We start from the raw sequence: 12,113 nt of genomic DNA on the forward strand, positions 1-12,113 counted from the left end.
CGAAGGCCGTTCGCGAGCAGGCTCGCTCCCACGGAGGTTACTTGGCCTGGTAGATGATGCCCGGGCTACATTGGACCATCTGGTAGTGATCCGGCAAGCCGTTGAGGGCTTCAGAGGCTCCCAAAAACAGGTAGCCGCCCGGCTTCAAGGTGCTGTGAATACGCAGCAGGATGTCTTTTTTCACTTCTGCCGAGAAGTAGATCAACACGTTGCGGCAAAACACGATGTCGAACTTGCCAAACCCTGCGTAGCTGTCCAGCAGGTTGAAGGAGCGGAACTCTACCCGGCTCTTGATCGGCGCCTTGAGCACCCAGCGCCCCGGCCCCTTGGGGTCGAAATAGCGCTGCAGGCGTTCGGGCGACAGACCACGGCCAATCGCCAGGTTGTCGTACTCGCCGGTTCTGCAAGTATTGAGCATCTGGGCCGACAGGTCGGTGGCAAAAATCTGCACCCCCGCTTTCAACTGCCCAAGATTGCTGCGCTCAAACTCGTCAATCGCCATCGACAACGAGTACGGCTCCTGCCCCGAAGAACAGGCCGCCGACCAGATGCGCAACCGCTGGCCCGGACTGGCCTTGATTTGCTCAGGCAGCACCTTGTTCTTCAATACTTCGAAGGGGTAGGTATCGCGAAACCACAGGGTTTCGTTGGTGGTCATGGCATCGACCACCTGTTCGCGCAGCCCGCTGCGCGGCTGGCTCTGGATACGCTGAATCAGCTCGCCCAAGGACTTGATACCTTGCTGCTCCATCAGCTTGTTGAGCCGACTGGAGACAAGGTACTGCTTGTTATCACCCAGCAAAATGCCACAGGCTTTTTCCAGGAAGACCCGGAACTGTTCAAAATCCAAATTAGCCGTCGACAAATGTCCTGCCTCTTAAATCGTTTTGACAGCCAGGGATGAGCCCTGGCTGTGGTCTGCTGCTTTGATCCGGTCAACTACCCGGGATGCCAGGTCATCTGGCCGGAACTTGGCCAAAAAGTCATCGGCACCGACTTTTTTCACCATCGCCTGGTTGAATACCCCGGACAACGAAGTATGCAGAATGATGTGCAACTTTTGCATCCGCGGATCGTTACGGATTTCAGCGGTCAGGGTGTAGCCGTCCATTTCCGGCATCTCGATATCCGAGATCATCATCAGAAACTCTTCAGACGGGTCCTTGCCCTCCTCCACCAGCTTGCGCAGGTAGTCCAGCGCCTGACGGCCGTCGTTCAGCGACACCACTTCAACACCGACCGTTTGCAGGCAACGGGCAACCTGCTTGCGCGCCACCGACGAATCGTCGACGGTCAGCACCCGCAATGACAGTGCCTTGCTTCGGGTTTCGACATCCACCACGCCATGGGTGATGGTTTCAGGTGATGGCGAGACTTCTGCCAGGACCTTTTCAACATCGATGATTTCAACCAGTTGGTCGTCCAGCCGGGTGACGGCCGTCAAGTAATGGTCGTTACCCGTGCCCTTGGGCGGCGGGTGAATATCTTCCCAGTTCATGTTAACGATGCGTTCGACCGAGCGAACCAGAAAACCCTGAGTCTTGGTGTTGTACTCGGTGATGATCACAAACGGGCTGCTTTGATCTTTCAGGGGGCCCGCCCCGGTGGCCATGGCCAGATCAAGAATCGGGATGGTCGCGCCTCGAATGCTCGCCACACCACAGACCACGGGATGGGATTTGGGAATCAAGGTCAGTTTCGGGCATTGAAGCACCTCCCTGACCTTGAACACATTGATCCCGTAAAGCTGTGGCCCATCCAGACGAAACAACAACAGTTCCAGGCGGTTTTGCCCGACCAGTTGAGTGCGCTGGTTAACCGCATCCATCATCCCGGCCATAGTCAGCTCCTCTTAAAAACTTCAAGTTTCATCACGCAGTTCCCGGTAAACGGCACGGGGCTTGCTTTTTTATCGGCCATGAACGCAAAAACGACAATTTCCTGCCACCGGCCCTTCCTTCAGACCCTGCGTCGCAGCTGTCTGAGTGTCCTGGCGGCTGGCACCCTGCTTGGCACAGGCACTTATAGCAAGGCTGATGCGTTTACGTCGCCTGAACAGCTTATCGGCGTGACCCAGGGCTTTCTTGAATTCACCGTTGAAGACTACCTGGCCACCAGCCAGACCGAAGGTCGATATCAGATCCAGGTCAACAACCTGGACCCCCGTCTGCGACTGGCCCACTGCGACAAGGAATTGACAGCCACCCTCGAAAGCCCGGCCCAACCCATGGGCCGGGTGATCGTGCGCGTACGCTGCGAAGGGCTCTCACCGTGGACCATCTTCGTTCCCGCTCAGGTCAAACTGTTCCGGGACGTGGTCACCGTCAATCACCCCCTCCAGCGTGGCAGGGTGATCGACTATGCCGATGTGACCTTGCGCGAGCGGGATATCAGCCTGATCAATCAGGGATACCTGACTGCCACTGAACTGGCGGTGGGTCAAAAGCTGCTGAGGCCCATGGTCACCGATCAAGTGCTGACCCTCACGCACCTGGAACAGGTTGCCGCCGTACGCAAGGGCGATCACGTGGTCATCAGCGCGCGTAGCGGTACATTAAGTGTCAAAATGCCCGGCGAAGCCCTGTCAGACGGTGGGCTCAGCGAACAGATACGAGTAAAAAACCTGAATTCCAAGCGTGTGATCCGGGCCCGAGTGACAGCACCCGGTCAAGTTGAAGTGGCATTGTAGGAAAGTTGGCATCAGTCTCTCTACTTTCCTACACTGTGGTTTGACGCAGATCAGTACAGTTCTGTGTGAAGCTATGATTAATCGAGCCTAAAGTTTTTCCGGGTATGGCCGAAAACATGGCAAGCGTCCAAATACCCCGAGGTTTTTCGTTATGGTCATCGACTTCAGTCGTCTTAACAGCGCCCCGCCCTTAACCGGCAGTACGCGCAGTAATGCAAATCAGGAAGCAGGCAGCGCCACGCAAGCGGCCCCGGCAAAAAACCCTGAACAAACCAGCGCCAGCGCCCCAAGCGGGGAGTCTGTACACCTCAGCCAAGAGGCTCAGCAGTTGCAGAAGATCAGCGACTCGTTGCGTGACCAACCTGCGGTCGACAAAAATCGGGTGGCAGAGCTCAAACAAGCCATCGCCGAAGGCAGCTATAAAGTCGACAGCAACCGGGTCGCCAGCAAACTGCTTAACATGGAAGCCCAGCGCTAGGCCCACACGGCCAGTGCCAGGCTTTTGGACGCTTAACTCCCAGAGCCGACTATGCACGACGAAAATTTACTGCAACTGATCAATGATGACCTCGCCCCCGCCGAGCAATTGCTCGGTCTGTTGCAGGACGAGTCCATCGCCCTCAAAGGCCGCGACATGCAGGTGCTGGAAAACATTCTGGCGCGCAAACAGTCGCTGATCATTTTGCTGGAGCAACATGGCCGCAAACGCAGCGAGATTCTGGCGGGCCTTGGTCTGGCCACCAACCGCAGCGGCCTCGAAAGCCTGGCCAGCCACTCCAGTGTGGGTGCGCAACTGCTCAGCCAGAGCGATGTGCTGAACCAGTTACTGGCCCAATGCCAGGCCGCCAACCTGATCAATGGACAGTCGATCCAGACCCAGCAGGCGATCACCGCCAACCAGCTGCGCATTCTCCATGGCGGCGAAGCCCCATCGCTGTATGACGCACGCGGCACCACCTCGATGCTCAACAAGCACCGCGCCTACAGCCAGGCTTGAACCTGTACATCCGCAGCCTGTAGCGAGACACGCACCATAATGGCAGAATGCCTCTTTTTTGCGTGTCGCTGTATTTTGTCTGGAGATTGACCAAACGTGTTCGACGCCCAAGATGCTCCGCAACCACCAAAGGTGCTGACCACCCCTTTGGAAATTGCCTCCAACCTGCGGATGCTGTTAGAGAGCCATGACCCGCTGATTATCACTTTTCAGGACCGTACCCAGCGCTTCCAAAGCTATGTGGTGGATGTGGACCGTGAGCGCAATACCATGGCTCTGGACGAAATGATCCCCCGTGACGGCGAGCGCTTTCTTGAGGCGGGCATACCGTTTCGGGTTGAGGGTTTCCACGACGGCGTGCGCATTGCCTGGGAATGCACCACGTTGCTGACCATTGATGATGCCAATCATCATCGCTGCTATCGCGGCGCGTTACCCCAGGAAGTGGTCTACCACCAGCGGCGCAATGCGTTTCGTGCAGCGTTGCGGCTGGCCAACCTGGTCAGCGTGGAAGTCGGAGGTGAAAAGCTCAATTCCCCGCTCAAAGGCAAGTTGCTGGACGTTTCAGCAACAGGCTGCAAATTGCGCTTTGAGGGTGACATCAGCCAGGGCATGCAACTGGGCCAGGTGTATGAGCGATTCAGCGCAGACCTGCCGTTCGGCTTGATGTCCACACCGGTCGAGCTGCGGTACCTGCACTTTGAAGAGCGGCTGAACATTACCTTTGCCGGCATGCGCTTTCACAACATCAGCGGCGCCGTTCAGCGTCAGGTCGAGCGTTTTGTGTATCAACTGCAGCGCGAAGCGCGCCAGTTTGATAAAGACGACGATTATTGAACTTGAGTGAACACTGCACATCCTGTGGGAGCTGCCTTCGCGAGCAAGCCCGCTCCCACAGGGAAAGTGTCTAGGGCTTGGGTTCCGTCTCTGGTTCCGGCTCCGGCTCCGGCTCCGGCTCAACGTTATCCACCATCTGATCCTGCACCACCTGCTCATCGACCCTAGGGTCAAGCGCCGCTACCAGCGGCGAGCTGGACATGCTGTCAGGCATTGCCACGTGATGCAGCGGCGCATCATCGACCTGGTGCAGGTTGGTCACTGCATTCGGACGAATTCGCCATACCAGGATCAAGCCGGCCACGCTGAAAAACGCGTAAAGCATCTGGCTGCCAAGCACCTTCATCAGCACCCCTGCCACCAGCGGTCCAACGCTTGCTCCAATGCCGTAGGTCACCAATAGCATCGCGGTCAGCGACACGCGACGCTCGGGCTCGATGTGGTCATTGGCAAACGCCACGGCCAGCGGATAAATACAGAACTGCATCAGTGCCGCCATGCCCCCGGCCACAAACAGCACCTCCAGAGGCACCGACGGCAGGATCGCCAGCGGCAATGCCGCCACCGCCAGCAAGAAGGCGAAGATGCGAATCAGCAATGGCCGGTCATAGCGGTCGGACAGCCAGCCCAGCGGCCACTGCACCAGCAACCCGGCAAAAATACAGCTACCCATGTACAGACCGACCAGCTCGGTCGACAGCCCCTGCTGCGAGGCATAAAGCGGCGCCAGACCGTAGAACGAACCCACCAGCAGGCCTGCGCCCATCACCGCGATCAATGACTGGGGTACACGTTTGATAAAAAACTTGGGGTCCATCGGTGCGGGGTGCAGGGGCGCCGGGTGAATGCGCCGGGTCATGGCCACGGGCACCAGGCACAGGGCAAAGCACAACGCCACAACCATCAGCAATTCAAGCCCCAGGTCCGGATGGATCACCAGGATCAATTGGCCGAGCACCAGGCCCAGATAGGAGGCGATCATGTACAGACTGAACACCACCCCACGCTGCTTGGCATCGGCCTGCTCATTGAGCCAGCTTTCGATGACCATGTACTGGCACATCATGCCCAGACCCACGATCACCCGCAGCAGCAACCATACCGGCAACCAGTCCGTCAGCCCGTGACACAGCACTGCCGCACCGACAATGCCGGCACAGGTGGCGTAGGCACGAATATGCCCCACCCTGGCAATCAGCCGGTGGCCAATCTTGCCGCCCAGTACCAGGCCAAAATAGTTGGCCGCCATCAACGCGCCGATCCACAGACCGTCAACGTTGTCGGCCGCCAGACGCAGCGCCAGATAGGTACTCAACAGGCCTGAGCCGATCAGCATCATCAGCGAGGCAAAGTACAACGCTCGAAAAGACTTCCAGATTTGGTGCATTGGCTTTCCGTGCGGCTCCTTGTATCTGCAGCCGGGACGAGGGCCCGGCGCCACAGATTTAAACGCTTAAGCCTGAGCCGCCAGAACGCGACGTTCCCAGGGAGTTATTTCGTCATGGAAGCTGGTAAGTTCCAGCGTCTTGGACGCAACGTAACCTTCGATGAACTCAGTGCCGAACAGTTCAATCGCCAATTGACTGCGCTTGAGGCGATCAAGGGCTGCATGCAAGGTACAGGGCAATGACAGCGCCTGGGGCACTTCGAACTCACCCTGAATCGCGGCGCTCGGTTCCAGCTCATGCTCAATGCCATATAACCCTGCCGCCAGGCTGGCGGCAATGGCCAGATACGGATTGGCGTCGGCGCCCGGCAAACGGTTTTCGACCCGCCGCGCCACCGGCGAGCTGGCCGGAATGCGCAGGCCTGCGGCACGGTTGTCGTGGGACCAGCACGCATTGTTCGGCGACGCATAGGGGTGAAACAAACGCTGATAGGAGTTGACGTTCGGGGCAAACAACGCCGTAAAGTCAGCCATCCCCGCCTGCTGGCCGCCGATAAAGTGGCAAAAGGTGGCTGTCGGCTGCCCCTCCTCGTCACTGAATACGTTGCGACCGCTGCACAGCTCCACAACGCTCTGGTGGATGTGCATCGAGCTGCCAGCGGTGTGTGCCAGTGGCTTGGCCATACACACAACGGTCAGGCCATGCTTGAGGGCAACTTCCTTGAGCAAGTGCTTGAACAGAAAAGTCTGGTCGGCGAGCAACAGGGGATCACCATGCAGCAAGTTTATTTCAAACTGACTGACACCCATCTCGTGCATAAAGGTATCGCGCGGCAAACCCAGTGCCGCCATGCACTCGTAGACTTCGCTGAAAAAAGGCCGCAAACCGTTATTGGAGCTGATGCTGAACGCCGAAAAGCCATCTTCGCGACGACCATCCAGCCCCACAGGCGGGCGGAACGGCTGAGTCGGATCGGGGTTGGGCGCAAACACAAAGAACTCAAGCTCGGTGGCTACCACCGGCGCCAGACCACGGGCCGCGTAGCGAGCGATAACCGCCTTCAACTGACCACGCGTCGACAACCGCGAGCTTTCACCGCTGAATTCATCGGCGTCACAAATGACCAGGGCTCTGGGTTGTTGGCTCCAGGGCAGGCGATGGAGTTGGGCCGGGTCTGGCACCAATGCCAGATCCCCATCATCGCTGCCGTAGAAGCGCGACTCCGGGTAGCCACCCATGATGCATTGCAACAGCACGCCACGAGCCATCTGCAAGCGCCGGCCTTCGAGAAAGCCCGCCGCAGTCATCACCTTGCCGCGCGGTACGCCATTGAGATCGGGAGTGACGCATTCAACCTCATCGATACCCGCCAATCGCTGTGCGAGTGAGCCCTGGCCGTCGCTCGTCATGACACTTTCCTTGCTGTGCAGGCCACTGAGGGCAATGTGTACAAAATACGCACCTGTTCCAGGTTTGTGTAGTCGCTGATGATGGACCGTATTGGCATTGTGGGAGCGGGCTTGCTCGCGATTCAGGCGGCGCGGTCCACCAGGTAAACCGCGTCGATACTATCGCGAGCAAGCCCGCTCCCACAGAGCCGATACGCCAGGTTGTGCGGTGTTTACCCGATAACTGTCTAAGCTCTTTGCCCACCGTGTCAGGAAGACCAAAAGGAAGAACGATGAAGACGCTGCTCCCTCTTTATACCGGTCTGCTACTGGCCAGCATGCTCAGCCCTGCGGCCTTGGCCCAAACCCCCACAAGCGATGGTTATGCGCTGGATAAAGTCGTGCAAGTCAGCCGTCATGGCGTGCGTCCTCCTACCAAGTCCAATGAAAAACTGCTCACCGCCGTCACCCAACGCCAATGGCCGACCTGGCTGGTGCCCTTCGGCAACTTGACCGGCCATGGCTACACCGGTGCTGTCGAATTGGGACGCTACCGTGGCGAAGTACTGCGCACCGCCGGGCTGATCCCCAAGGGTTGCCCGGATGCCAGCCAGTTACTGGTACACGCCAGCCCCCTGCAGCGCACCAAGGCCACCGCGCAAGCCTTGCTCGACGGCATGTTCCCGGGCTGCGGCCTGCAACCGACCTATGTCAGCGGCGACCAGGACGCCTTGTTCCAGGCCAATGAAATGCCCTTTGCCGCCCTCGACCCAGTGAAAGCCAAAGCCGACATTCTCAAAGCCCTGGGTGGCAGCGTCGAGGCCGCTCAGGCCCGTTACAAACCCTTTGAAGAAAAACTCAGAGAAATCGCCTGCCTGCCCGCGGCCGACTGCCCCTATGGCAAACAAGCCTGGACCCTTGAACAAAACGCCAAGGGCCGCTTCGCGATCAAGGGCCTGAGCGCGGGCGCCAACATGGGTGAAGTGTTCCGTCTGGAATACAGCCAGGGCTTGCCGGTGGATAAAGTCGCGTTCGGCAATGGTCGCACCGCAGCCGAAGTGTCGAGCCTGATGGTGCTGACCAAAGCCAAATACGATTACCTCAACGACATCCCCTACATCGCCAGCCGCGGTGCGTCCGAGCTGATGAACCAGATCTCGCTGCAACTCAAGCAAGGCACCCCACTGGCGCCAAAAGACGCGCAAAGCATCCCGCCCGATGTCCCGCTGATGCTGCTGGTGGCCCACGACACCAATATTTCTTACCTGCGCACCATGCTCGGCTTCGGCTGGAAGCAAGGTGACTACATCGAGAACAATATCCCGCCCGTGGGTACGCTGCAGTTTGAGCGCTACAAGGAAGTCAAAACCGGCGAGTTCTTTCTGCGTATTGCGTTTGAGGCACAGTCGATGGATCAGATCCGCAACCTGACCCAACTGACCGCAGGCCAAAAACCGCTCAAGACTGATTTCAACAGTGCCAAGGACTGCCGTAACACCAGCGTCGGCCTGCTCTGCCCGCTCAAAGGTGCGATGGCCACCGTCGATCAGAACATCGACCCGACAGCACTGACACCGTACTCCTTCGAGTGATCAGCCACGGTTGAACCATCAGCGCCAGGACCGGTTTCACGTCGCTGCAACCAGTGCAGCAAGTCCTGTCCGCTCATGGGGCGTGCAAACCAGTAGCCCTGCCCTTCAACGCAGCCCATTGCCAGCAAGCGTTGAAACTGGGCCTCGGTTTCAACCCCCTCGATGACCACCGACATGCCCAGGGTTTTACCCAGGGCCAGGGTGTTGCTGATCACGGCTTCGCAACGGGGCTCATGCTCCAGGTGACGGACAAACTCGGCGTCGAGCTTGATCTCGTTGAACGGCAACTGACACAGCCGTTGCAACGAGGAGAACCCGGCACCAAAGTCGTCGATCGATAACCGGCAGCCCATCATTCGCAGGCGCACCAGATTCTCCAGGCTGGCAGCCGGAGCTTGCAGCAGTCCGCTTTCTGTCAGCTCGAAGGTCAGCCGGGAGCCTGGCGTCACATGGCGAGCCAGAATCCCCTTGAGGGTATAAGTCAGCTGAGTATTGGCCAGTTGAGCCGTTTGCAGGTTGAAGGCCATATTCAGGGCAAATCCCTGAATTCTGGCCTGCTCTTGCAGGCTCAACGCTTGATTCAGTTGGGCAAACAACAACTCATCCATCAACCCGCAACGCTCCAGCACCGGGATGAACACAGCCGGGGGCAACACCCCTTTACTCGGATGCAGCCAGCGACACAGCACCTCGGCGCCACACACCTCGCCGGTCTGCAGGTTGAACTTGGGCTGATACCAGGCCTGCAATTGCTGCAAGGCCAGGGCTTGGCGAACCTCGTCTTCACAGGCCAGTTGCACAACACTGCCCGGCATTTTCTCGGGGGTGCAGGCGCCCTGATACCTTGCCAGCAAAGGCCCGAGCACGTCCGCGTGCAACGGCTTGCCGACATCACCCAGCAACTCCAGCCCCAAAAGGGCAATGATCTGATGCGCCGCCCGGCGCAAGTCAGCCGACAGGGCGCTGCTGATGATGATGGATTTTACCTGCCCCGACAGCCCCACCCGACGCATGAACGCTAGCCCGTCCATACCCTCCATCTGCAAATCGCAGACGGCGATATCCACCGCCCCCACCTGCTCAAGTACCGCCAGCGCTTGGCCACCGTCAGCGGCCTCAAACACCTGATGACAGCCCAGCGAACGAAACAGGCTCACCGCCACGGCACGCTGAAAGCGGTCATCTTCAAGAATCAGGATACGCAGGGAGTTGCCAGGCATTGAGATCGACCCATCGTGAACGGTGTAGGTCAATTGTCTCGGGAACGGCAAGGTATTTACCTAGGAAACATCCCTGTAAATGTAGGAATTATCCCAATCCTGCCGAGCGTCCATTGAGGATCAGCGAGCGCTCCGGCTGAAGATGCGGATCACTTCATCCAGATGCTCGGCCATTGCCTGACGTGCAGCGGCCGGGTCGTGCTGCTCCAGTGCTTGCAGCACTCGACGGTGTTCATTTTCCGAACGATGAATCATGTCATCCGGGGTGTAGTGACTTTGCAAACGCTGGAACATGCTGCCGTAACGATGACCCAGCAAATGCTGGATCATCAGCGCATAGGCCGGGTTATCCGAAGCCTGGGCAATGCGGATATGGAACAGGCGGTCGCCCGGGTGGGTATGGGAGTCGTTGCGGTTGTCCTGCACGTTGCGCTCGAACGCCTCACGAATACCCGCCAATTCTTCGTCACTGGCATTCACCGCTGCCAGTGCCGCGGCCTCGGGCTCGATCAGGCGCCGAGCCTGAAGCAAGGCGAACGGCGGGATCTCAGCGCTGAAATCAACTTCGATGCCCAACTCAGGGTCCAGCTCTTTCCACTGATTTCGCGTGGCCTGGGCCATCACTGGTTCGTCGGACACCGCTTGCACCGGCGGCTCACAGACCAGAACCCCGTTACCCACGCGCACATCCACCAGACCGATGACTTCCAGGGCAATCATCGCCTCGCGCACCGAGGCGCGACTCACACCCAGCAACTTGGCCAGTTCGCGCTCGGCCGGCAAACGGCTGCCCGGCGGGAATTCACCGCTGTCGATCAAGGCACGTAGTTGATCAGCGATTTGCCGATAAAGTCTTTGATTATCAATAACTTGAAATGGCATCAGGAAATAAGCTCTGGAATGGACAGCCTTCGACGAGCACTTTTGGCAAAAAAAGACGCTTGTTGAAGCTTGAGGTGCATGCTACAAAAGGACCAATGGCCTGACCATTGGATGGATAACGTAAAGCGATCATAGCAAACCTTATCCCTGCACTTGAGTCGTTTTGCCATTTGCTACGCCCACAATGGCCTGACCATTAGGCCATTTACGACAAAAACAAAAAAACGTAATGGAGCACCCATGGATCTTTCCGGCAAACGCGTGCTGATCACTGCGGCCGCTCAGGGCATTGGCCAGGCCAGTGTCCAGGCATACCTCGCCGCTGGCGCCGAAGTCTTCGCCGCCGACATCAATGCCGCAGCCCTCAACACCCTTGAAGGCGCGCACACACATATTCTGGACGTTACCGATGCCGCTGCAATCGAGCGCCTGGCCAAGGAACTTGGCCCGCTGGATGTGCTGTTCAACTGCGCTGGCGTTGTGCACAGCGGCAACATTCTGGAATGCAGCGAACAGGACTGGAGCTTCGCCCTGGACCTCAACGTGACCGCCATGTACCGCATGATCCGCGCCTTCTTGCCGGGCATGCTGAGCAACGGTGGCGGCTCGATCATCAATATGGCGTCGGTGGCCTCCAGCGTTAAAGGTGTGCCCAACCGCTTTGCCTACTGCGCCAGCAAAGGCGCGGTCATTGGCCTGACCCGTTCGGTGGCGGCTGATTTTGTAAGCCAGAACATTCGCTGCAATGCCATCTGCCCCGGCACCGTCGACTCCCCTTCCCTGCGCCAGCGCATCAGCGAACAAGCCGAGCGTGAAGGCCGCAGCACCGACGAGGTGTACGCCGCCTTTGCCGCTCGCCAACCCATGGGCCGCATCGGCACCGCCGAAGAAATCGCCCAGCTGGCGCTCTACCTCGGTTCCAGTGCCAGCGGCTTTACCACCGGCACAGCACAAATCATTGATGGCGGCTGGAGTAACTGACTCCATCGCTTTTGACTTTGCTCTTGTGGGAGCGGGCTTGCTCGCGATTGGATCGCTGCGGTGTATCAGGATAATCGCGCTGATGCCATCGCGAGCAAGCCCGCTCCCACAACAAGCCAGCTCCCACAGGGCCCTGCCC

Annotated in this window: 12 protein-coding genes; 6 read left to right on the forward strand and 6 right to left on the reverse strand. The window is 58.5% G+C overall.

The window, feature by feature from the left end; genetic code table 11:
* Positions 1-37: 37 nt before the first annotated feature.
* Both cheR and RGV06_RS08180 read right to left on the reverse strand, forming a co-directional pair.
* Entirely contained in the window at positions 38-865 is an 828-nt protein-coding gene (gene cheR, locus RGV06_RS08175) for a protein-glutamate O-methyltransferase CheR (RefSeq protein ID WP_019823342.1), read from the reverse strand.
* Positions 866-877: 12 nt separating this feature from the next.
* Positions 878-1,840 carry a chemotaxis protein CheV gene (locus tag RGV06_RS08180; RefSeq protein WP_046808547.1) on the reverse strand — a complete coding sequence of 321 codons (963 nt, stop codon included), beginning with the start codon at positions 1,838-1,840 and terminating at the stop codon, positions 878-880.
* A 78-nt stretch (positions 1,841-1,918) separates the two neighbouring features.
* On the opposite strand from RGV06_RS08180, the gene flgA reads away from it, so the two are divergent.
* From flgA to RGV06_RS08200, 4 genes are all read left to right on the forward strand, one after another.
* The gene (gene flgA / locus RGV06_RS08185; RefSeq protein WP_198821034.1) at positions 1,919-2,689 is read left to right on the forward strand and encodes a flagellar basal body P-ring formation chaperone FlgA; all 771 of its coding nucleotides are present in this window, start codon (positions 1,919-1,921) and stop codon (positions 2,687-2,689) included.
* Between the two features lie 151 nt (positions 2,690-2,840).
* Positions 2,841-3,167, forward strand: coding sequence for a flagellar biosynthesis anti-sigma factor FlgM (flgM, locus tag RGV06_RS08190; protein WP_046808548.1), 327 nt, complete (start codon positions 2,841-2,843; stop codon positions 3,165-3,167).
* Between the two features lie 51 nt (positions 3,168-3,218).
* Positions 3,219-3,686: a flagella synthesis protein FlgN gene (locus tag RGV06_RS08195; protein ID WP_322149789.1), complete on the forward strand. Its 468-nt coding sequence runs from the start codon at positions 3,219-3,221 to the stop codon at positions 3,684-3,686.
* 96 nt (positions 3,687-3,782) lie between these two features.
* Positions 3,783-4,523, forward strand: coding sequence for a flagellar brake protein (locus RGV06_RS08200; protein ID WP_322149790.1), 741 nt, complete (start codon positions 3,783-3,785; stop codon positions 4,521-4,523).
* 70 nt (positions 4,524-4,593) lie between these two features.
* On the opposite strand, the gene RGV06_RS08205 is transcribed toward RGV06_RS08200, so the two are convergent.
* Together RGV06_RS08205 and RGV06_RS08210 are read right to left on the reverse strand one after the other, a co-directional pair.
* A complete protein-coding gene (locus RGV06_RS08205) occupies positions 4,594-5,910 on the reverse strand; it encodes an MFS transporter (protein ID WP_198821032.1) in 1,317 nt (438 codons plus the stop codon).
* Between the two features lie 66 nt (positions 5,911-5,976).
* Positions 5,977-7,218, reverse strand: a complete 1,242-nt coding sequence (locus tag RGV06_RS08210; RefSeq protein ID WP_322151854.1) for a glutamine synthetase family protein — start codon at positions 7,216-7,218, stop codon at positions 5,977-5,979.
* Between the two features lie 374 nt (positions 7,219-7,592).
* Here RGV06_RS08210 and RGV06_RS08215 point away from each other — a divergent pair, with 374 nt between their 5' ends.
* Entirely contained in the window at positions 7,593-8,891 is a 1,299-nt protein-coding gene (locus tag RGV06_RS08215) for a histidine-type phosphatase (RefSeq protein WP_046808552.1), read from the forward strand.
* Here the strand turns inward: RGV06_RS08215 and RGV06_RS08220 are convergent.
* Positions 8,846-10,111, reverse strand: coding sequence for an EAL domain-containing protein (locus RGV06_RS08220; protein WP_198821028.1), 1,266 nt, complete (start codon positions 10,109-10,111; stop codon positions 8,846-8,848). The genes RGV06_RS08215 and RGV06_RS08220 overlap by 46 nt on opposite strands.
* Positions 10,112-10,231: 120 nt before the next feature.
* Entirely contained in the window at positions 10,232-10,993 is a 762-nt protein-coding gene (locus tag RGV06_RS08225) for a FadR/GntR family transcriptional regulator (protein ID WP_019823357.1), read from the reverse strand.
* A 240-nt stretch (positions 10,994-11,233) separates the two neighbouring features.
* On the opposite strand from RGV06_RS08225, the gene RGV06_RS08230 reads away from it, so the two are divergent.
* Entirely contained in the window at positions 11,234-11,974 is a 741-nt protein-coding gene (locus RGV06_RS08230; RefSeq protein WP_019823358.1) for an SDR family oxidoreductase, read from the forward strand.
* The last annotated feature ends 139 nt before the right edge of the window (positions 11,975-12,113 follow it).

This window comes from Pseudomonas sp. CCI3.1 (genome assembly GCF_034313985.1).
In the GTDB taxonomy this organism is placed as follows: Bacteria; Pseudomonadota; Gammaproteobacteria; order Pseudomonadales; family Pseudomonadaceae; genus Aquipseudomonas; species Aquipseudomonas psychrophila.

Excerpts from the sequence above, each read along its gene's own strand:
- RGV06_RS08225 (WP_019823357.1), bottom strand. The coding sequence starts at position 10,993 with ATGCCATTTCAAGTTATTGATAATCAAAGACTTTATCGGCAAATCGCT.
- RGV06_RS08205 (WP_198821032.1), bottom strand. The coding sequence starts at position 5,910 with ATGCACCAAATCTGGAAGTCTTTTCGAGCGTTGTACTTTGCCTCGCTG.
- flgM (WP_046808548.1), top strand. The coding sequence starts at position 2,841 with ATGGTCATCGACTTCAGTCGTCTTAACAGCGCCCCGCCCTTAACCGGC.
- RGV06_RS08180 (WP_046808547.1), bottom strand. The coding sequence starts at position 1,840 with ATGGCCGGGATGATGGATGCGGTTAACCAGCGCACTCAACTGGTCGGG.
- RGV06_RS08210 (WP_322151854.1), bottom strand. The coding sequence starts at position 7,218 with ATGACTGCGGCGGGCTTTCTCGAAGGCCGGCGCTTGCAGATGGCTCGT.
- RGV06_RS08195 (WP_322149789.1), top strand. The coding sequence starts at position 3,219 with ATGCACGACGAAAATTTACTGCAACTGATCAATGATGACCTCGCCCCC.
- flgA (WP_198821034.1), top strand. The coding sequence starts at position 1,919 with ATGAACGCAAAAACGACAATTTCCTGCCACCGGCCCTTCCTTCAGACC.
- RGV06_RS08230 (WP_019823358.1), top strand. The coding sequence starts at position 11,234 with ATGGATCTTTCCGGCAAACGCGTGCTGATCACTGCGGCCGCTCAGGGC.
- RGV06_RS08215 (WP_046808552.1), top strand. The coding sequence starts at position 7,593 with ATGAAGACGCTGCTCCCTCTTTATACCGGTCTGCTACTGGCCAGCATG.
- RGV06_RS08220 (WP_198821028.1), bottom strand. The coding sequence starts at position 10,111 with ATGCCTGGCAACTCCCTGCGTATCCTGATTCTTGAAGATGACCGCTTT.